This window comes from Rickettsiella endosymbiont of Dermanyssus gallinae (assembly GCF_019285595.1).
Classification (GTDB): domain Bacteria; phylum Pseudomonadota; class Gammaproteobacteria; order Diplorickettsiales; family Diplorickettsiaceae; genus Rickettsiella_B.
Genome location: NZ_CP079094.1, coordinates 1496795 through 1516011, shown reverse-complemented (window position 1 = coordinate 1516011; position 19217 = coordinate 1496795). Strand labels below are relative to the sequence as shown.

Annotated in this window: 21 protein-coding genes and 3 tRNA genes; 13 read left to right on the top strand and 11 right to left on the bottom strand. The window is 40.3% G+C overall.

Going from position 1 to position 19217, the window contains the following annotated elements; translation table 11 throughout:
- Window position 1: 1 nt before the first annotated feature.
- The 7 genes from KX723_RS07690 to rplM form a co-directional block, all read right to left on the bottom strand.
- On the bottom strand, window positions 2-1297 hold the full coding sequence (locus KX723_RS07690; protein ID WP_218813785.1) for a replication-associated recombination protein A: 1296 nt from the start codon (window positions 1295-1297) through the stop codon (window positions 2-4).
- Window positions 1298-1355: 58 nt separating this feature from the next.
- Complete coding sequence (rimK, locus tag KX723_RS07685; protein ID WP_218813784.1) at window positions 1356-2246, bottom strand: 30S ribosomal protein S6--L-glutamate ligase; 891 nt, start codon at window positions 2244-2246, stop codon at window positions 1356-1358.
- 8 nt (window positions 2247-2254) lie between these two features.
- Complete coding sequence (locus KX723_RS07680) at window positions 2255-2683, bottom strand: ATP-dependent zinc protease family protein (protein WP_218813783.1); 429 nt, start codon at window positions 2681-2683, stop codon at window positions 2255-2257.
- A gap of 1 nt (window position 2684) precedes the next feature.
- The gene (locus KX723_RS07675) at window positions 2685-3086 is read right to left on the bottom strand and encodes a ClpXP protease specificity-enhancing factor (protein ID WP_218813782.1); all 402 of its coding nucleotides are present in this window, start codon (window positions 3084-3086) and stop codon (window positions 2685-2687) included.
- Window position 3087: 1 nt separating this feature from the next.
- On the bottom strand, window positions 3088-3744 hold the full coding sequence (locus KX723_RS07670) for a glutathione S-transferase N-terminal domain-containing protein (protein ID WP_218813781.1): 657 nt from the start codon (window positions 3742-3744) through the stop codon (window positions 3088-3090).
- Between the two features lie 643 nt (window positions 3745-4387).
- Window positions 4388-4828 (bottom strand): 30S ribosomal protein S9, encoded by a 441-nt coding sequence (gene rpsI / locus KX723_RS07665; protein ID WP_218813780.1) that lies wholly within the window; start codon window positions 4826-4828, stop codon window positions 4388-4390.
- 18 nt (window positions 4829-4846) lie between these two features.
- On the bottom strand, window positions 4847-5281 hold the full coding sequence (rplM, locus tag KX723_RS07660) for a 50S ribosomal protein L13 (RefSeq protein ID WP_218813779.1): 435 nt from the start codon (window positions 5279-5281) through the stop codon (window positions 4847-4849).
- Between the two features lie 221 nt (window positions 5282-5502).
- Here rplM and hemB point away from each other — a divergent pair, with 221 nt between their 5' ends.
- The 11 genes from hemB to KX723_RS07605 all read left to right on the top strand — a co-directional run bounded on the left by hemB (window position 5503) and on the right by KX723_RS07605 (window position 15223).
- Window positions 5503-6504, top strand: a complete 1002-nt coding sequence (gene hemB / locus KX723_RS07655; RefSeq protein ID WP_218813778.1) for a porphobilinogen synthase — start codon at window positions 5503-5505, stop codon at window positions 6502-6504.
- A gap of 39 nt (window positions 6505-6543) precedes the next feature.
- A tRNA-Leu gene (locus tag KX723_RS07650) sits at window positions 6544-6628 on the top strand.
- 93 nt (window positions 6629-6721) lie between these two features.
- Complete coding sequence (gene tig / locus KX723_RS07645; RefSeq protein ID WP_218813777.1) at window positions 6722-8044, top strand: trigger factor; 1323 nt, start codon at window positions 6722-6724, stop codon at window positions 8042-8044.
- A 94-nt stretch (window positions 8045-8138) separates the two neighbouring features.
- Window positions 8139-8804, top strand: coding sequence for an ATP-dependent Clp endopeptidase proteolytic subunit ClpP (gene clpP / locus KX723_RS07640; protein WP_218813776.1), 666 nt, complete (start codon window positions 8139-8141; stop codon window positions 8802-8804).
- Window positions 8805-8898: 94 nt separating this feature from the next.
- A complete protein-coding gene (gene clpX, locus KX723_RS07635) occupies window positions 8899-10230 on the top strand; it encodes an ATP-dependent Clp protease ATP-binding subunit ClpX (protein WP_218813775.1) in 1332 nt (443 codons plus the stop codon).
- Window positions 10231-10393: 163 nt separating this feature from the next.
- Window positions 10394-12859, top strand: coding sequence for an endopeptidase La (lon, locus tag KX723_RS07630; RefSeq protein ID WP_218813774.1), 2466 nt, complete (start codon window positions 10394-10396; stop codon window positions 12857-12859).
- A gap of 125 nt (window positions 12860-12984) precedes the next feature.
- Window positions 12985-13275, top strand: a complete 291-nt coding sequence (locus KX723_RS07625; protein ID WP_218813773.1) for an HU family DNA-binding protein — start codon at window positions 12985-12987, stop codon at window positions 13273-13275.
- Window positions 13276-13317: 42 nt separating this feature from the next.
- A tRNA-Val gene (locus KX723_RS07620) sits at window positions 13318-13393 on the top strand.
- A 9-nt stretch (window positions 13394-13402) separates the two neighbouring features.
- Window positions 13403-13479, top strand: a tRNA-Asp gene (locus KX723_RS07615).
- A gap of 39 nt (window positions 13480-13518) precedes the next feature.
- Window positions 13519-13947: a SurA N-terminal domain-containing protein gene (locus tag KX723_RS07610; protein WP_218813772.1), complete on the top strand. Its 429-nt coding sequence runs from the start codon at window positions 13519-13521 to the stop codon at window positions 13945-13947.
- Between the two features lie 37 nt (window positions 13948-13984).
- Window positions 13985-15223 carry a peptidyl-prolyl cis-trans isomerase gene (locus tag KX723_RS07605; RefSeq protein WP_343230278.1) on the top strand — a complete coding sequence of 413 codons (1239 nt, stop codon included), beginning with the start codon at window positions 13985-13987 and terminating at the stop codon, window positions 15221-15223.
- Here the strand turns inward: KX723_RS07605 and KX723_RS07600 are convergent.
- From KX723_RS07600 to ispD, 4 genes are all read right to left on the bottom strand, one after another.
- The gene (locus KX723_RS07600; RefSeq protein WP_218813770.1) at window positions 15218-15469 is read right to left on the bottom strand and encodes a hypothetical protein; all 252 of its coding nucleotides are present in this window, start codon (window positions 15467-15469) and stop codon (window positions 15218-15220) included. The two genes, KX723_RS07605 and KX723_RS07600, sit on opposite strands and share 6 nt — an antisense overlap.
- Before the next feature lie 2 nt (window positions 15470-15471).
- Complete coding sequence (locus KX723_RS07595; protein WP_218813769.1) at window positions 15472-15870, bottom strand: hypothetical protein; 399 nt, start codon at window positions 15868-15870, stop codon at window positions 15472-15474.
- On the bottom strand, window positions 15867-16442 hold the full coding sequence (locus KX723_RS07590; RefSeq protein WP_218813768.1) for a hypothetical protein: 576 nt from the start codon (window positions 16440-16442) through the stop codon (window positions 15867-15869). The genes KX723_RS07595 and KX723_RS07590 overlap by 4 nt, the downstream gene beginning before the upstream one ends.
- A 179-nt stretch (window positions 16443-16621) precedes the next feature.
- Window positions 16622-17335: a 2-C-methyl-D-erythritol 4-phosphate cytidylyltransferase gene (gene ispD / locus KX723_RS07585; protein ID WP_218813767.1), complete on the bottom strand. Its 714-nt coding sequence runs from the start codon at window positions 17333-17335 to the stop codon at window positions 16622-16624.
- Window positions 17336-17360: 25 nt separating this feature from the next.
- On the opposite strand from ispD, the gene cysQ reads away from it, so the two are divergent.
- Both cysQ and KX723_RS07575 read left to right on the top strand, forming a co-directional pair.
- Window positions 17361-18152, top strand: coding sequence for a 3'(2'),5'-bisphosphate nucleotidase CysQ (gene cysQ, locus KX723_RS07580; RefSeq protein WP_218813766.1), 792 nt, complete (start codon window positions 17361-17363; stop codon window positions 18150-18152).
- 27 nt (window positions 18153-18179) lie between these two features.
- Entirely contained in the window at window positions 18180-19193 is a 1014-nt protein-coding gene (locus KX723_RS07575) for a malate dehydrogenase (RefSeq protein WP_218813765.1), read from the top strand.
- Window positions 19194-19217: the final 24 nt, after the last annotated feature.

The window sequence follows — 19217 nt, the reverse complement described above, 5'->3', positions numbered from 1 at the left end:
TTTATATTTTTTGTGGTTTTTTTAATCCTGCCAATTTTTCAGCTATTTTTAGTTCTAAACCTCGAGAAACAGGAAAATAATACTGTTTATTGGCTAACTCTTCAGGAAAATAACATTCTCCGTGTACATAGGCATCGGCTTCATTATGTGCATAGCGGTAGTCTTTACCATAATTTAAGTTACGCATGAGCTTAGTAGGCGCATTACGCAGGTGTAGTGGGACTTCGAGTGAACCATGTTCTTTGGCATCTGCCCTGGCGGCATTAAAAGCGGTATAGACAGCATTACTTTTTGCAGTGCAGGCGAGATACACAATCGCTTGTGCTAAAGCAAGTTCACCTTCAGGGCTACCTAAACGTTCTTGAACTTCCCAGGCATCGAGTGCAAGTTGTAAACCACGTGGATCAGCATTGCCAATATCTTCACTCGCCATGCGTACGATGCGTCTAGCAATATAGAGTGGGTCGCAACCACCATCGAGCATACGCGCTAACCAATAAAGCGCGGCATCGGGATCAGTGCCACGTACTGATTTATGCAAGGCGGAAATTTGGTCGTAAAAAAATTCGCCTTTTTTATCAAAGCGACGTAGGTTTGTTTGTGTAATGAGTTGTAATGTTTTCTCATCAATACAATTATTTTCAGCTAAATCAGCAGCAATTTCTAAAAGGTTTAATGCTTGGCGAGCATCGCCGTCAGCTATCATAGCAAGCTGTTTTTTTATAGGTTCAGCCATGGTTAATGGTTGATTACCTAAACCAAGTTCCTGATGGCTTAAAGCACGATTGATAATATCAATGATGTCTTCTGAATTTAGTTTTTTTAATACATAAACGCGAGTGCGTGATAATAACGCGTTATTCAGTTCAAAAGAAGGGTTTTCAGTCGTAGCGCCGATAAGGATAAATAATCCCGATTCTATATAGGGTAATAATGCATCTTGTTGGCTTTTATTAAAGCGATGGATTTCGTCAATAAAAACTAAGGTGTTTTGTGGGACTTCTGTATTAAGTGCAGACTGTGCGCGCTCAGCAATGTTTCGAATTTCTTTGACACCCACAAGTAGCGCAGAGAGTGATTCAAATCGGGCTCTGGCATGATTCGCCATGATTTTTGCTAAGGTGGTTTTTCCTGTTCCAGGCGGTCCCCATAAAATCATTGAGTGTAATTGTCCCTGTACAAGGGCATAACGCAGTGATTTCCCAGGACCAAGCAAATGGGTTTGACCAAAAAAGTCATCGATACAGGTGGGTCTTAAGCGATCGGCAAGTGGTCTAGTGAGGTGTTGAGTACTCATGCATAGATTTATACGATGCAAAAATGGTGTAGTCAATATGAACGCGATGCCTTTCCTATTAAATCAAGCGATGTTTGCCGGCTTTTTTCTCAATAAACTTAATGATGATTTCGGCTACATTTTTTTTTGTCGCTTTTTCTATCCCTTCTAAGCCAGGAGAGGAGTTTACCTCCATAATTAAGGGGCCTCTGTTAGAGCGTAATAAATCAACACCCGCAATATTCAACCCAATGACTTTAGCGGCGTGGACCGCAGCGGTACGTTCTTCTTCGGTCAGTTTAGCGAGGCGTATCGTTCCACCACGATGAATATTAGAGCGAAATTCGCCAATTTTTGCTTGGCGTTCCATGGCGGCGATAACTTTACCGTTAACAACAAAACAGCGAATATCCGCGGCTTTTGCTTCTTTAATATATTCTTGAACCATAATATGCGCTTGTAGATCTAAAAAAGCTTCAATAACACTGGTAGCCGCTTGTTGAGTCTCTGCTAAAACAACACCTATTCCTTGGGTACCTTCTAAAATTTTAATCACAAGAGGAGGGCCACCGACCATACTGATAAGGTCTTGGATATCATCGGGTGAATAAGCAAATCCTGTAATGGGTAATCCTACACCTTTACGGGATAATAATTGCAGTGAACGTAGTTTGTCTTGTGCACGCGTGATGGCGATAGAATCGTTAGCAACGAAAGTTCCCATCATTTCAAATTGTCTTACCAGTGCAGCGCCATAAAAAGTAATGGATGCACCAATACGGGGAATGATGGCATCAAACTTATCAAGAATTTTCCCTTTATAATGAATAGAAGGGTTTTTGCTAGTTATATTCATGTAACAACGCAAGGTATCAATTATTTTGACATCATGTCCTCGCTTCGTCGCTTCTTCTGCTAAACGATGAGTAGAGTAAAGCTGTGAGCGACGAGAAAGAATAGCAATTTTCATGGTGTTTTTTATACGATTAAATAAGAGCGGCAAGGATCGACAATAAAACCTTTTAAGGCAGTACGGCCTAATAACATTTTAAAACGCATGCTATCCCGGCTTGTTAATGTAATTTCAATAGACCAACTGTGCTTACCGATAACAATCGGCGTTCTAATGACGCAACGTTGTTCTTTATGCCCACCTGAATCGGTTATTTGTCGGATGTCAATTAATTCAGCGACACATTTTATCGTTTTTTTGGGGGAATGGCGCGAGTGGGGGCGCATGATAAAACAAACCTTTTTTTTCTTCGAAGTTCCTTCTAATATTTTTACACTAGAAGCATGTAAGGCAGAAGTACGCGCACCCGTATCAACTTTTGCTTTGAGATGACGTATACCTAACTCAGGCAAAGATACCCATTCTCGCCAACCGATAGGGGTGGGTGCTGCCATGTTATTTGACGATTCTTAGGTCCGGTCGCTTTCCATCTCTTACTCTTGGTGGTGGAGTAGGAGGTGTGCCATCACCTTGCTGGCTTTCTTCTTCCTCTTCTGAAAATACCATGCCTTGGCCATTTTCACGGGCATAGATGGCTAAGACAGCTTTAATAGGCGCATAAACTAACATGGATTGACCATTAAAGCTGGCTTCAAATTGAATGGCTTTAGTATCTATTTTTAGATTTAAAACAGCATCCAATGAAATATTGAGTGTTATTTTACCGTCTTTGACATATTGCGTAGGTACTTCTACATGAGGGAATTCCGCATCAAGTAAAATATAAGGCGTTAGCTGACTGTCTGTGATCCAATCATATAATGCACGCAATAAATAAGAACGATTTGAAATCATCATGTTAAGTTTTTACTCCAAATTCAACTTCATTTAAAGTGGCCTTAAATGAAGGACGTGTAAACACCCGTTCTTCGTAAAGTCGAATGGGTTGTTCCAATGCAGAAGGCTTATTCTTTTGTGCGTTTAAAGAACGCAAACGCCATAGTAAGGGTGCTAGACAACAATCGACTAAAGTAAATTCGTCGCTCATAAAATACTCTTTGCCCGCAAATACAGGTGCGATGCCATTTAAGCTGTTTTCTAATGCTTCTTGGGCAAGTTTAACTTTTCCTAATTCAGCTACTTTATCATTTTTTAGCGCATTTTCAATCTGTTGTAAGAGCGGATACCAATCGCGTTCTATGCGATAGATCATCTGACGACTTTTAGCGCGCGCTACCGGATAAACAGGTAATAAAGGGGGGTGTGGAAAACGTTCATCGAGGTATTCAGTAATAATATTCGGCTCATAAAGAACTAAATCTCGATCAATGATGGTAGGGACGCTACCATAAGGATTGTTTTCTAAAAAATTTGATGGAAATTCTGTTGAAGACATATCAAACATCTCTGCAGTAATTCCTTTTTCTGCTAACACTATGCGTACCCTATGACTATAGGGATCATCGTGCCTCATATATAAACTCATGGTTGAGCGTTTACCGGCAGGTTGTGCCATATATAGGGTTCTCCATAAATAGATATCGGTTTTATGTATTTCTCAGCAAATTTACCTTATACTCTTCTAAATCTGTTTTTTAATAAACCGAATATAAAAAACAGCAAGAAACCGCATACTTTTATTCCTAATGATTACTGATGAGCTTTAATCAGCCCAGTCACATAAGCTAAAAAACCTACTAAATCAGCATTTCTTCTAATTTAAGTGTTTTATAATTTGAATTAGTTAATAATTGATTATTAGGGAGTGTGTTTTTCGTAATATTGCTAAGGGCTCAGATACCGCCATATTTTTACTAAATTATTATGGACTCTTAAGGGCTTCGTTTTATCTAGATAAAACCTAAGTAGACAATTATACACCTAATCACTAATTCTTGCCCGATATACTCAACTTGAATAAAAATCAGGCTATCGTGAAGCGGTTGGTTCGCAGTTGAATTGTTTACTTTATCGATAATTTTTAAATCAGACAGCTAAGTGATTATAACGCATAAACAGCAAGGAATGACAGTCTATGTGTACATTAAATAAATCGAAGGTAAATAGGAAATCAATTTAGAACTCACATAAAATACAATATTTTGTATGAGTCCTACTTTTGATGATAGATAATAGGCTGGGTTCGTAATACCAGAATATTAACGTTTAGAGTATTGGGTGCCTTTACGGGCTTTGTGACGTCCAACTTTCTTACGTTCAACTTTTCTTGCATCGCGTGTTACTAAACCGGCACGGCGTAGTAGACGGCGAAAAGAATTATCGTTCTCTGAACCATCGGTAGAAACATCAGTTTTTTCATCATAAGTCATAAGCGCACGGCTTATACCATGTCGAACGGCGCCGGCCTGACCACTACTACCACCGCCTGTAACGGTGACATTGATATCGAATTTGCCAAGTTGGTCTACTACTTCCAACGGTTGGCGTACCACCATACGTGCTGTTTCACGGCCAAAGTAGTTTTCTAAGGTGCGACCATTGACATTAATAAGGCCTGTGCCGCCTTTTTTCATAAATACTCGAGCGGTCGCTGTTTTACGACGGCCTGTTCCATAATGTTGTTTTAGTGGCGTTGCCATAATAATAATTAACCTATTTTAACTGTCGATTGCGGTTGCAGAAGGATTCTGAGCGCTATGTGGATGCGATGAACCTGCATAAACCTTAAGTTTGGTAATCGTAGCATAACCTAAAGGATTTTTAGGTAACATCCCTTTTACTGCTTTTTCGATAATGCGTGCAGGAAAGCTTTTTTGTAGCTTATCAAAAGTAATCGCCTTTAATCCACCCGGATAGCCTGTGTAGCGTTCATACTGTTTATCGGTAGTTTTTCTACCGGTAACAGCCACTTTTTCAGCATTGATAACGACCACGTAATCGCCAGTATCCACATGTGGAGTGAATTCTGGTTTATGCTTGCCCCGTAATAGATGGGCTATTTGAGTGGCAAGTCGACCTAAGGTTTTACCTGAAGCATCGATAAGGTGCCATTTACGTTCTATCTGGCCGGTTTTGGCCATTAATGTTTTCATGTCTTTGAAGCTCCAATGCGCTCGTATGACGGTTGAGAATAAGTTCTCTAAGTTCAGAGGGCGCCAATTCTAACAAAAACAGTGAAGGTAATACAAGTACATTTTACCCTCATTTACCCTGAACCTTGGCTTTTGTTAAGGTGATGCTTGAATATAGAATTTTATCAGGTAAAGTGGCTCCCCTATAGAGAATATAATAATATGGATAAGAATGGGTCATTATGCGTAGCTTCCCCTATACGCGCTTACGTCGTTTAAGACAGAGCGATTTTAGTCGGCGTTTAGTGCGCGAAACTCGATTGAGTTGCGATGATTTGATTTGCCCTTTATTCCTTTTGCCGGGTGAAAATAGAAGGCAAGCTATAGATAGTATGCCTGGCATTGAGCGGCTTAGCCTTGATTTGTTGTTGGAAGAGGTCGCTGTTTTGCAAGGGCTAAAGATTCCTGCGATTGCTTTATTCCCCGTTATCCCGATCCAAGACAAGACGCTTAATGCGGAACAGGCGTATGACCCCGAGGGTCTCATACCTAAGGCCATTAGGGCTTTAAAGAAAAACTTCCCTGGGATGGGGGTTATTACCGATATTGCTTTGGACCCCTATACTTCTCATGGTCACGACGGTGTGATGAATGAGCAAGGGCATATTTTGAATGATGAGACCATAGCGCTTTTAGTTAAACAGGCACTTTGCTATGCAGAAGCGGGTGTTGATGCGGTTGCGCCTTCCGATATGATGGATGGCAGAATTGGTAGGGTACGCCAAGCCCTGGAGTCAAAAGGCTATACCAATACTCAAATAATTGCCTATTCGGCGAAATATGCTTCACATTTTTATGGCCCTTTTCGTGACGCAGTAGGTTCTGCTGGGCATTTAAAGAACGCTGATAAAAAGACCTATCAGATGGACCCGGCAAATGGTGATGAGGCTTTGCATGAGGTAGCACTTGACCTGGCTGAGGGAGCTGATATTGTCATGGTGAAGCCAGGTATGCCGTATTTGGACGTGGTTTATCGCATTAAGCAGCAATTTGCCGTCCCGACCTTTGTTTATCAAGTCAGTGGTGAATATGCGATGCAAAAAGCCGCCATTGCACAAGGGTTTCTTAAGGAGTATGAGAGCGTGATGGAGGGCCTTGTAGGATTCAAGCGGGCAGGGGCAGATGCTATTTTGACCTATTTTGCCAAACAAGTAGCCGGATGGCTTACAAATCCATCAGAGTGATTTTTTTCGTGATAAGATACCTGTATAATTAACGACCTTGCGAATGTGGCGGAATTGGTAGACGCGCTGGATTTAGGTTCCAGTGGGGTAACCCGTGAGAGTTCGAGTCTCTCCTTTCGCACCAGCCTACTGGTGGAATCAATAAGCACACCTTGAGCTGCAGATTTAATCCGCAGCCAAGCTGTAAATGTATATAACGATAAGAGCCTTAATTTTTATGAATGATATGCAAGTTTCTGTGGAAAATGTAGGGCGTTTAAACCGACGTTTAAGCGTTATTGTGCCGAGCAATCAACTTGAGCAACATAAAAAAAATCGTCTTGCCGAATTAGCGAAAAAAACACGTTTAGACGGTTTCCGGCCTGGAAAAGTGCCTACGCATGTTGTAGAAAAACTTTATGGCGACAGCGTGTGGGGCGATGTTATTCAGGAATCTTTGCAAACAAGTTTATCGGCAGCATTGCAGAAGAATGCTTTAAATCCTGCTGGGCAACCCCATATTGATTCGATAAAGGCAGAGCCTGGAAATGACCTTGAATATACAGCAAGCTTTGAGGTTTACCCTCAGGTTTCAGCACCTGAATTAAAAAGCGTAAGCTTAGAAAAGCTAAAAGTAGATATTACTGATGCGGATATTGTAGAAGTTTTAGAAAAAATGCGCCATCAACATGCGGATTGGATTGAAACACAACGCAAGGCACAACAGGGCGATAAAGTTACCTTTGATCTTACTCTTTCAGATGGCACTGAGCCGCGCAAAGATTTAGAGTGGGTGCTTGAAGAAGGCAAAATGCCCGAGGGGTTTGCCGGTCTTTTTGGTAGTACGGCAGGCGAAACATTAAATGTTTCATTAGCTGGTGGCAATAAAGAACAACAAGCAGAAAAAACAAATTCAGCAACAGTACAGGTTCAAAAAGTTTCTGAACCTAAATTAGCGGAATTAGATGATGCTTTTGCACAGCGTTTAGGCATTCACGAAGGCGGCATGGAAACTTTGCGTACTCAAATACGCCAACATATGCAGAATGAACTTGATCGGGTTTTGCGTGAAAAATTAAAGACCCAAGTCATTGATAAATTAATTGAACTTTATGCGATTGAAGAATTACCGCAAGTATTGTTGGATCAAGAATTCCAACGCTTAGAAGCGGAATTAAAAGGACAGCAAAAACAGCAAGGAAAGAGCTCAGATGAGCCTTTATCAGAAGAAGCTAAGAATGATTTACAGCTTGCGGCTAATCGGCGTGTTACCTTGGGCTTGCTATTTAGTGCAGTGATTGAAACACACCAGTTGCAAGCGGATGAAGCACGCGTTTTACAAGAGGTTGAACGTTTAGCCAGTGCTTTTCAATTTGCACAGTCGATACGGGAACGCTTGTATAAAGATAAAAATATGATGCTGAATATTCGTTCTTCTGTTTTAGAAGAACAAGTCATTGATAAGTTATTAGAAGAAGCAGAATACACTGAAAAAACAGTGCAATATAATGAAATGATGAATCTGTCAGCAAAAACACAGGAAGAAGGCGCAGAGAAATAACCACTTAGTTTTTAAGTCAATATTTAGTTTGAGGATTTTAAAACTATAGGGTGCTGTTTTGAAAATTTAATTTTTTCTATTTTAGAGAGTAACTATGCATATCACTAATTTTTCTAAGGAAGTATCTAATTCATTGTTAGTTCCGATGGTAGTGGAACAATCGGGTCGTGGTGAAAGAGCGTATGATATTTATTCTCGCTTATTAAAAGATCGGATTATTTTTGTTGTAGGTCCTATTGAAGACCATATGGCTAATTTAATTATTGCACAAATGCTTTTTTTGGAATCTGAAAACCCTGATAAAGATATTTTTCTTTATATCAACTCACCCGGTGGTGTGGTGACTTCAGGTTTGGCGATTTACGATACTATGCAGTTTATTAAGCCGGATGTAAGCACCATGTGTATTGGTCAAGCAGCCAGCGCAGCTGCGTTGCTTCTCTGTGGTGGTGCAAAAGGTAAACGCCATTGCTTACCCCATGCTCGCATGATGATTCATCAGCCTTTAGGGGGATATCAGGGGCAGGCAACCGATATTGAAATCCATACGCGTGAAATGTTATTAGTCAGGGAACGAATCAACAGCATTATGGCTAAACATACAGGGAAAGACACCCAGCAGATTCTGCGCGATACCGATCGCGATAATTTTATGGGCGCGCAGCAAGCCATTGATTATGGACTGATTGACTCGCTGTTATCAGCAAGGGCAGAAGCAAGTCAAGCTAAAGAAGCGTTAGAGACTTCTTCTATAGAATAATAATAAGGATGAGTATTTCCGTTATGGTATTGGATTTAATATTTTTTTGGGTGTTTGGTTTGAATATGAATAATAGTTTACTGGGGTATAAATTATGAGTGGATCAATAAACGATAAAACCTCGGAGCCTTGTTACTGCTCATTTTGCGGCAAGAGCCAAAATGAGGTGTATAAATTAATTACAGGGCCTTCTATTTTTATTTGTAACGAATGTGTAACCCTTTGTAGCGAGATTTTAAAAGAAGAATTCCAAGAGGAAACGCCCCGACAAGAAGGGGGAGCATTGCCTATTCCTAAGCCAGTAGAAATTCATGCTGTGTTCAATGAGTTTGTGATAGGTCAGGAATTCGCAAAAAAAATATTATCCGTTGCCGCGTATAATCATTACAAACGCTTGGATTTAATTAAAAAGGCTTGTCTTCACCCTTTAAATGTAAAAGATGATACAGAATTAAGTAAAAGTAACGTGTTACTGATAGGTCCTACCGGTAGTGGTAAAACCTTACTTGCAAAAACCTTGGCGCGTTTATTTAACTTACCTTTTGCTATTGCGGATGCAACAACGTTAACCGAAGCAGGTTACGTGGGTGATGATGTTGAAAACATCTTACAGAAATTACTGCAAGCGGCGAATGGGAATGTTGAACGCGCGCAATTGGGAATAGTCTATATCGATGAAATCGATAAAATTAGTCGACGTGCTGAAAGTCCTTCTATTACTCGAGACGTTTCGGGTGAAGGGGTTCAACAAGGGTTGCTTAAATTACTTGAAGGCACGGTTGCTTCTGTTCCTTTACAAGGTGGGCGCAAACACCCCAATCAGGAAACAGTGCAAATCGATACCACCAATATTCTATTTATTTGTGGTGGTACTTTCTCAGGTTTAGAGAAAATCATTCGAGAACGTACAGAGCGGACCGGCATTGGCTTTGCGGCTGATGTGCGTAGTAAAGAAGATAAAAGCCGTTCAGCCGCTTTATTTGCTAAGCTTGAATCAGAAGACTTGGTTAAATATGGCATTATCCCTGAGCTAATAGGCCGGTTACCGGTCATTGCTACACTGGATGAGCTTGACGAAAAGGTTCTAATCCAGATTTTAAAAGAACCTAAAAATGCGCTAATTAAGCAGTATCTTAAGTTATTTAAAATGGATAACGCCGAATTGGAATTTCGTGAGGATGCGTTACAAGTCATTGCTCGTAAAGCATTAGAGCGAAAAACGGGTGCGAGAGGGCTACGTTCTATTTTAGAACATGTATTGCTAGACATTATGTATGAATTACCTTCTATGCAGAATGTTAGTAAAGTAGTGATTGAAGCTGCTACTATTAATAAAGGTGCTAAACCCTTAGTAATCTACAAAAGAGAAACAGATAATGACGTAGATAATATGGGTAGTAGGGAAATAGCAGCGGGTAGTGAGTAAATTTTAAAAGCTTAAGGCGTCCCTGTAAATTCTAGATGGGGGCTTGTATTCTATAAGAACGCCCTTACCTTAAGAAGGTAACCGTGTTAGCTTTTAACAATGAACTAAAATCCGCGTGATGTTGTCTGAAAACAACTTACTTGAATTATGGGAATAGCAACTTATGAGCATAGAGACTAAATCCTCAGAAACGCTTCCATTGCTTCCGTTAAGGGATGTTGTTGTTTATCCCCATATGGTTATTCCACTTTTTGTTGGGCGGAAGCAGTCGATAAAAGCCTTAGAAGCTGCAATGGCCTCTAAATTGGCAGACAAGAAAATTTTACTGATTGCCCAAAAAAATCCTGCCGAAGATAATCCTAATACCGAAGGTTTTTATGAAGTCGGAACGATAGCGACTATTTTACAGCTGTTGAAGTTGCCTGATGGAACTGTAAAGGTTCTGGTTGAAGGCTTTCAGCGCGGTCACATCAAAGAATTTTTTGATGAAAAGGATTATATCAGTGCAAAAATTGAGGTGGTTGAGATACCGGCGGTTGAGCTCGATCAAGAGATCGAAGTTTTAACGGGTACGGTTCTTGCCCAATTTGAACAATACGTTAAGCTAAACAAAAAAATTCCTTTAGAAATCTTAAGTACCTTATCGAGTATTGATAATCCAGGTCGTTTGACCGATATGATTGCCGCGCATCTCACGCTTAAGATACAAGAGAAGCAAGAAATTCTAGAAATATTTCCATTAAAAGCACGTTTAGAGAAATTACTCGCTTTTCTTGAAAGCGAAATCGATTTATTGCAGATGCAAAAACGAATTCGTGGGCGCGTTAAAAAGCAAATGGAAAAAAGCCAACGTGAATACTATTTGAATGAGCAAGTTAAAGCCATTCAAAAAGAACTGGGTGAATCACAAGGCGTTGGCAATGAATTGGATGACATCGCAAAACGTATAGAGAAGGCAAAAATGCCCAAAGAGGCTAAAGAGAAAGCCTTAGCAGAGTTTAATAAACTAAAGTCCATGTCGCCTATGGCAGCCGAGGCGACAGTTAGTCGAAATTATTTAGATTGGGTTTTGTCTATTCCTTGGAGTAAACGCAGTAAAGTTCTTTTTGACTTAGATAAAGCGCAAAAAGTACTGCAAGAAGCTCACTATGGCTTAGATAAAGTCAAAGAGCGTGTGATTGAGTTTTTAGCAGTACATCAGCGTGTTAAAAAATTAAAAGGTCCTATTCTATGCTTAGTTGGCCCACCTGGCGTGGGCAAAACATCGTTAGGGCAATCGATTGCCAAGGCAATAGGGCGTGAGTTTAGCCGTATGTCTTTGGGCGGTGTGCGTGATGAAGCCGAAATTCGAGGGCATCGCCGTACGTATATAGGGTCCATGCCAGGCCGTATCATGCAAAAGATGGCGAAAGTAGGCGTCAAAAATCCACTTTTTATGTTGGATGAAATTGACAAAATGGCGATGGATTTTCGTGGCGATCCCGCTTCTGCATTACTTGAAGTATTAGATCCAGAACAAAATCATGCTTTTGATGATCATTATTTAGAAGTTAGTTACGATTTATCAGAAGTTTTGTTTATCGCAACGGCTAATACCTTAAATATACCCCCCGCGTTGTTGGATCGTATGGAAGTGATCCGTATTCCAGGTTATACAGAAGATGAAAAGATTAATATTGCTAAACAACATTTAGTGCCTAAACAACTTAAGCAAAATGGGTTGAAAGTAGCGACAAAAAATAAAGAATTAGTCTTATCTGAAAGTGCATTGCAAGATATTATCCGTTACTACACGCGAGAAGCAGGCGTACGTAGTCTGGAACGAGAGATCGCAAAAATTTGCCGTAAGGTAGTGACAGAAATAGCGCGTAAACCGAGTTTGAAAGCGGTTAAGGTGACAGATCAGAATTTAGGAAAATATTTGGGTGTGCGACGTTTCCGTTATGGCTTAGTTGAGGATCATGACCAAGTAGGCCAAGTCAGTGGTTTAGCTTGGACAGAAGTAGGCGGCGAATTATTGACGATTGAAGCGACGGTTATACCCGGAAAGGGCAAAACAACCTACACGGGCCATTTAGGCGAGGTGATGCAGGAATCGATTCAGGCTGCATTGACCGTCGTGCGAAGTCGGGCGGAAATTTTGGGTATTCCGATTAATTTTTATGAAAAAAAGGATATCCATGTACACGTCCCCGAAGGTGCTACACCTAAAGATGGTCCTAGCGCAGGGATTGGTATGTGTACGGCATTAGTTTCCGCCATTACGAAAAATCCTGTACGTGCTGATGTGGCTATGACAGGAGAAATAACCTTACGCGGTGAAGTATTGCCTATTGGTGGTTTAAAAGAAAAATTACTAGCAGCTCACCGTGGTGGGATCCGAAAAGTTATTATTCCAGAAGAAAACAAGCGCGATCTCAAAGAAATCCCTGCAAATATCCAAGAGGGATTAACCATTTATCCGGTGCGTTGGATAGATCAAGTGCTAGATATTGCCTTGCTACACCCAACAAAACCGCTTTCTCGTTCAAAATCTAAACAAAAGCGAAATAAGAAAAATATGCTGCCCGGGAAACTAATGAGTAAGAAAATCCAACAAAAAGATAATCCTACAACCAATGCTCATTAAATAAGTTGATATTTTCTTGACAGACGATTCTTGCAATTGATATAAACGTTTCACTTATAATCAAGAGCAAGACGCTGAAAGCAAAGTAAAGGTATGAAGCTTAATTTTTACCGATGTGAGGGTATATGAACAAATCAGATTTAGTTGACGTTATTGTAGAGTCCGCAGGTATTTCAAAAAATATTGCTGGGAAAACATTAGATAAGATTTTAGAATCGATTACGCATGCATTAAAAAAAGGCGAAGATGTAGCTTTAATCGGTTTTGGTACTTTTAAAGTGAGCGAACGCAAAGCGCGCACAGGCCGTAACCCTAAAACAGGCGAAGCGTTACAGATTCCAGCAAGTAACGTCGCTTCTTTTAAAGTTGGAAAAGGGCTCAAGGATGCAGTACAAAGTTTAGGACAAAAAGAGTAGTAATCTATTCTAATTCGGTTTAGAATGGCGTCCTTTTTGAGCGGGTGCTTAGCTCAGTTGGTAGAGCATCGCCCTTACAAGGCGAGGGTCGTAGGTTCGATCCCTACAGCACCCACCATCTATTGCAGGAGTGGTAGTTCAGTTGGTTAGAATACCGGCCTGTCACGCCGGGGGTCGCGGGTTCGAGTCCCGTCCACTCCGCCAAGTTTTTTAAACCCTTCTTTTTAACCCACAACGGGCCATATGCTACAGTCAATTCGTGATAAAACCCATGGTTGGTTAACCTCAGTCGTTATTGGGCTATTCATCATTATGGTTGCATTATGGGGTGTTCACGGTTATTTAGAATTGCAGAATGAAGGTGGTGATAAGGTAGTTGCTAAGGTAGCGGGTCAAAAACTCTCGCAACGTGAGTTTGATGCCGCTTATCAGCGGGTTTATCAGCAGGCAAAGGCGCAATTAAAAACAGAGTCTTTGAATAAGGAATTGGTTGAGCAGTCGATGAGACAGGAAAGCATTGTGAAAGCAATGCGAAGTCGAAGAGCCCGCGATAGGCGTGCGTTGACGGGCGAAGCAGGAAACGCATCACGCCGTAAAGTCATTTGTGGGAGGCACGGGCATGAACTCCGAAGGAGTGAGTGCGTGCCGGACGCAGGACGTATCGCGGCCTAATTTCAGTCGCGTCATGCGAACGAATTTCGGGGACACGATGGCCGAAATTCTTCGGGAGCATAGCGACTCACTTGTAAAAAAACAAACAATTGCACAATGGACTTTGACTCAGGTATTAGCGCATGCTGCTTACAAAGACCATTATCGTTTAAGCCAGTCAAGCATAGATTCCGCTTTATTACATATCCCATTTTTTCAATCGGCAGGTCGTTTTTCTAGTACACGCTTTTATACAGTACTGGATGCGATGGGCTATACAGAACTTGGTTTTTTAAGTGACTTAAAAAAAACATTATTGATTAATCAAGTGCAGCAAGGTTTAACCGAAACAGCATTTGTTTTACCAGGCGAAGTTAAGCAGGCAATGACTCTGGTTCACCAAAAAAGAGATTTTGCGTACATTATTATTCCCAGCAGTCAATTTTATGCCAATCAATTACCTGTCTCTGAAGCAGAAGCATTCGCTTATTATCAAAACAATAAAAACCATTTTATTCAGCCTGAACAGGTGAGTGTTGATTATATTAAGCTTTCACTGACTACACTAAAAGACGATAAAACATTCGTAGAAAAGCGAGATAAATTAGCCAATTTAAGTTATACCCATCCCGATTCTTTGCAACAAGCGGCTAAAGAACTTAATTTACCCATTCAATCAACGCCATTATTTGAGCAAATAGGTGGCCACGAAGTATTGACAAAAAACCCAAAAATTATTGCAGCGGCATTTAGTCAAGATAGTTTGCAGGGAAATAATAGTCCGGTTATTGATTTAGATGCCGATACGGCCATTGTGTTACGCGTTAAACAGCATAAAGCGTCAGCGGTTCAAGCCTTTTCTGAAGTGAAAGCGCAGATCATAGACGTATTAAGGAAACAAAATGCCGTAGAAAAAAATTATGTTCTAGGGCAGGAATTGCTGAAGGAACTAAAAGAAAAAGGTTCATTTTCTGACTCTGAAAAAAATAAGCTGAGTTTACGTTGGCAGTCGCTTAATCAGGTTGAGCGCAATGCAGATAAACCATTACCTGAGATAGCGAAGGCCGTATTTAATTTGCCTGTTACATCAGGTGAAATACCCTCAGTAGAAGGATTTACTTTACCGAATGGTGATTATGTATTGATTAAGCTAATCGCTGTCCATGAAGCCGATAGTAAGCAATTTTCGTCTGATCAAAAGAATATCTCTACTCAAGAGCTAGCGCATGGGTTTGCTAGCCGAGATTACGATTTGTATGTGCAGGGTTTAATGCAGAAAGCACATGGCTTGTCATAAGCTATGAGATATAGATGATTCAATGTTCTCTTCTTGCCTTTGTTCTTCAGCCTGAGTAACCAATGGCTTTAAAAACGCTGAAGCATTACCCGAACTCATTCTTTGCAAATCATCTATGTCTAAGTAGTCATAACCTCTGAGCGTATCATCAGCCTTTATTGAAGCATCGTTATTTCTCACGTTCTCTTGTTGTGTATTCAGTGTACACGGTGTTGGGATGAGGGTGAGGCTTGTATGTATTATCAAACTTAACCCTTTTGAATTCCATAAAATAGGTAATTTGTTAGCAATAAACTCGTACGTAAATATTGTAAGGCAGTTGAGGTGGGTGCCCATAAAAAGAGTTGATTTTTGATATGATCAACAGAATGCTTCAATATTTGGATGGGGAGCTCAATCGATAGTTTGAGTGTATTGATCAAAGGGTAAAATAAAAAACCGAGCAGCGTGGTATAAAGCATTTTTTTCCAAGCAGCGTTCTCAGTAGGCCAGCCTAAAAAATAGTGTTTAAAGGTAGTCGCCGCACTTTCTCGTTGATTAAGCCTTGCCAGAAAAGTATCTCGCCAAGCCTGTTGCATAAATGCAACATAATTTATTTTTAAGGGAATATCTGAATTTTTTAGTAATGGAACAGTAAAGTTATTCAAATTGTTTTTTTAAGGGCCTTAAGTAAAGAAGCGGTATTAACTTTTTTACCATCTTGAATCAGCGATACGATATTAGCGGTATTAATGAGTGTATGATAACCGCAGGTCACGGAGTCAAAAAAAGATTGTGTACCTAAATTACAGTAACTAATGTTAGGAGCCACGCTATTTTTTTTGACATTAAAAAAACCTGCTAGATTGCCGGTTTTGGAATCGAATATCATGGGGATTGATTCAGCGCCGGGTGCTTTATAATAGCTAACAATGTGTCTTTCTGTTATTCCTTTACCGATAAGGGGAATAACAACATGGTAGTCATCTAGATTTTCTAACGCTAAATGCTTTATTAATATATCCAAATAGGCTGAGAGATTTGCTGTATCAACAGGTGTTGCCAATACGATGGCTTTGTCCTTTTGGTTAACAAAGTAGTGTAAAGGATTCATTCCCGTTTGTTGTGCATTTAGATATTGGGATTGATAGTTTTCTAGGGGTTGAAAATGCTTAGATAAAGCTTTGTCTTGTTTTGTTGTATCTAAACCAAAGAGACCTAAGTTTGTTTCTTGAGTCATTTGAGGTTCATCCGGGTATAGCTGTATTTTTATCCATGGATTATTTTATTTTTGGTGAGGCTAGGGCCTCGTTTTTTGCTACCCAAAAAAAGCACGACTCCATTATGCTTCTTTTCTCTTAAAGTAATCTTAAATCCATTCTCGAAACTTTCTTTTAATCTAGTTAATTTACCGTTTTTTCAGAAACTTAACAAATCCTGTCGTGTATGGAGGCAATAGTCAAAGAAAGCCAAATCATAGCTATCAGTAATTTTTATATTATCCGAACGACCCTCAATGATTTTTGGATGCTTTCCTAATAACTCAATAGCATTACTTTCATCTGTGATAGTTTGTTGTTTTTCGACTGCAGAATTCAGTGCTTTAAAAAGCCAATGGTAGCGGAACATTTGTGGTGTTAATGCTTGCCATAATTTTTGTCGATCCAGTGTTTCAAGACAATGTTTATCCTCAATACGTTTAATGGTGTTTTTTAAGGGCGATCCTAACAAGCCACCTAGTGGATCATCGCCTATTTCACTAATAAGCTTATCAATGTCGCTGGAATGCAAAAAAGGGCGAACGGCATCATGGACGAGCACCCAATCGTTTTCCTTAATAAAAGGTTTGAGCGCGACTAATCCGTTAAATACAGAATTAGCACGTTCGTTGCCTCCCGTGGTTGTTATTAATTTAGGGTGATTAAGCTTTATAGAAGGCCAATTCTTATCACGCGCATTGATAACGACCACGCATTTTTCGAATGCTGAATAGTTAAGCAGGGTGTTTAAGGTATATTCAAGAATGCACTTACCTTTTACGCTTAGATATTGTTTAGGGATATCGCTTTTCATGCGAGTACCGACGCCTGCGGCTGGAACGATGACGAAATAATTGCTAGGTGATTGTTTCATAAAAATATCAATATATACTTATTACATGAATTCTTTACTTTCTAATGTTGTTTCTCTCGCTAAACAAGCGGGGAAGCAGATACTTAGCATTTATCATAGTGATTTTACAGTAGAATATAAAGCCGATAAGTCGCCCGTCACAGCGGCGGATATGGCCGCACATCAGACAATTTCCCAAGGGTTAAAACAGTTAACACCTGAAATACCTATTCTTTCAGAGGAATTAACGACTACTGATTTTGCAGAGCGCCAGCATTGGCAGCGATACTGGCTTATTGATCCACTGGACGGCACTAAAGAATTCCTAGAAAAAAACGGCGAGTTTACGATAAATATCGCTTTGATTGAGAATCATGTACCTACACTCGGCGTTGTTTATGCACCCGCATTTGATTTCTGTTATTTTGCGGGAGCGGATCAAGGCGCGTTTAAACAAATAGCAGCACAAGAGGCCGAGTTACTGCAGACTGCCGCATGGAAAAAAGACTCTCCCCTTATTATTACGGTTAGTCGTCGGCATGGAGCGGATTCACTACAGAATTTTTTTGCCCAGTTCCCCGCACTAAGTCTGATACGTTGTGGGAGCGCTTTAAAATTTTGTTGGTTAGCGGAAGGCTTTGCAGATGTTTATCCGCGCTTTAGTCCCACCAGTGAGTGGGATACGGCGGCGGGCCAATGTATTCTTAAGGAAGCGGGTGGTACCCTTATTGATTCCCAAGGCCGGATATTACGTTATAATACCAAGCCTTCGTTACGTAATGCCGCATTTTTAGCGGTGGGTGATAAATCCCATTCCTGGGCCAATTATTTCGTTTAAAACAACACGACTAAGTAAGGAGCTTGTATGCTAAAAAAATCAATCACGGTTGCAGTGACCGGCGCGGCAGGACAAATTGGTTATGCTTTATTGTTTCGCATTGCTTCAGGACAGATGTTTGGTCCGGATCAGCCCGTTAAGCTTCATCTATTAGAGCTAGAGAAAAGTCTACCGGCATTGCATGGTATTGCAATGGAATTAGATGATTGCGCTTTTCCATTACTAGAAAAAATTGTTTGTACTAGCCAACTTAATGAAGCGATGCAAGGCGCTAATTGGGCTATTTTAGTCGGGTCTATGCCACGTAGAGAGGGTATGGAGCGTGCGGACTTACTGAAAATAAATGGAAGCATTTTTGCGCCACAAGGTAAGGCTATTAATGATTATGCGGCCGATGATGTGAGAACATTCGTTGTGGGTAATCCTTGTAATACGAATTGTTTGATTGCTATGCATCATGCGCCGGATGTGCCTAAAGATCGTTTTTTTTCGATGACTTTGTTAGATGAAAATCGTGCACGATCGCAGCTGGCTAAAAAGGCAGGTGTATCAGTACAAGAAGTTAGTCAATTGGCTATTTGGGGTAACCATTCTTCAACACAATACCCTGATTTTTATAATGCGAAAATTAGTGGTAAGCCCGTTATTGAAACTATTTCAGACGAAAATTGGCTACAAAATGATTTTATTTCCTTAGTGCAAAAGCGTGGTGCAGCGGTTATAAAAGCGCGCGGTGCATCGTCTGCGGCATCAGCGGCTAATGCGGTGGTTGGAAGTGTTTATCATTTGACACACGAAACTAAACAGGATGATTATTTTTCAATCGCGTTTTGTTCTAAAGGCGAATACGGCATTGATGAGGATTTGATATTTTCTTTCCCTAGCCAGGTGGATGCTAAAGGCCAATTAAGTATAGTGAAAAATATTCAGCATAATGCGTTTGGAAAAGAAAAGTTACTATTAACATTAAACGAGTTACGTGCTGAAAGGGATGAAATAAAGAAATTAGGATTAATTGAATATAAGTTAGGTGTTAGTTAAAAAGTGATATTAAGCGGAACAACC

What these genes read in the sequence shown, in the direction of transcription:
- KX723_RS07690 (WP_218813785.1), bottom strand. Translation starts at nt 1,297, where the DNA reads ATGAGTACTCAACACCTCACTAGACCACTTGCCGATCGCTTAAGACCC.
- rimK (WP_218813784.1), bottom strand. Translation starts at nt 2,246, where the DNA reads ATGAAAATTGCTATTCTTTCTCGTCGCTCACAGCTTTACTCTACTCAT.
- KX723_RS07680 (WP_218813783.1), bottom strand. Translation starts at nt 2,683, where the DNA reads ATGGCAGCACCCACCCCTATCGGTTGGCGAGAATGGGTATCTTTGCCT.
- KX723_RS07675 (WP_218813782.1), bottom strand. Translation starts at nt 3,086, where the DNA reads ATGATGATTTCAAATCGTTCTTATTTATTGCGTGCATTATATGATTGG.
- KX723_RS07670 (WP_218813781.1), bottom strand. Translation starts at nt 3,744, where the DNA reads ATGGCACAACCTGCCGGTAAACGCTCAACCATGAGTTTATATATGAGG.
- rpsI (WP_218813780.1), bottom strand. Translation starts at nt 4,828, where the DNA reads ATGGCAACGCCACTAAAACAACATTATGGAACAGGCCGTCGTAAAACA.
- rplM (WP_218813779.1), bottom strand. Translation starts at nt 5,281, where the DNA reads ATGAAAACATTAATGGCCAAAACCGGCCAGATAGAACGTAAATGGCAC.
- hemB (WP_218813778.1), top strand. Translation starts at nt 5,503, where the DNA reads ATGCGTAGCTTCCCCTATACGCGCTTACGTCGTTTAAGACAGAGCGAT.
- tig (WP_218813777.1), top strand. Translation starts at nt 6,722, where the DNA reads ATGAATGATATGCAAGTTTCTGTGGAAAATGTAGGGCGTTTAAACCGA.
- clpP (WP_218813776.1), top strand. Translation starts at nt 8,139, where the DNA reads ATGCATATCACTAATTTTTCTAAGGAAGTATCTAATTCATTGTTAGTT.
- clpX (WP_218813775.1), top strand. Translation starts at nt 8,899, where the DNA reads ATGAGTGGATCAATAAACGATAAAACCTCGGAGCCTTGTTACTGCTCA.
- lon (WP_218813774.1), top strand. Translation starts at nt 10,394, where the DNA reads ATGAGCATAGAGACTAAATCCTCAGAAACGCTTCCATTGCTTCCGTTA.
- KX723_RS07625 (WP_218813773.1), top strand. Translation starts at nt 12,985, where the DNA reads ATGAACAAATCAGATTTAGTTGACGTTATTGTAGAGTCCGCAGGTATT.
- KX723_RS07610 (WP_218813772.1), top strand. Translation starts at nt 13,519, where the DNA reads ATGCTACAGTCAATTCGTGATAAAACCCATGGTTGGTTAACCTCAGTC.
- KX723_RS07605 (WP_343230278.1), top strand. Translation starts at nt 13,985, where the DNA reads ATGGCCGAAATTCTTCGGGAGCATAGCGACTCACTTGTAAAAAAACAA.
- KX723_RS07590 (WP_218813768.1), bottom strand. Translation starts at nt 16,442, where the DNA reads ATGACTCAAGAAACAAACTTAGGTCTCTTTGGTTTAGATACAACAAAA.
- ispD (WP_218813767.1), bottom strand. Translation starts at nt 17,335, where the DNA reads ATGAAACAATCACCTAGCAATTATTTCGTCATCGTTCCAGCCGCAGGC.
- cysQ (WP_218813766.1), top strand. Translation starts at nt 17,361, where the DNA reads ATGAATTCTTTACTTTCTAATGTTGTTTCTCTCGCTAAACAAGCGGGG.
- KX723_RS07575 (WP_218813765.1), top strand. Translation starts at nt 18,180, where the DNA reads ATGCTAAAAAAATCAATCACGGTTGCAGTGACCGGCGCGGCAGGACAA.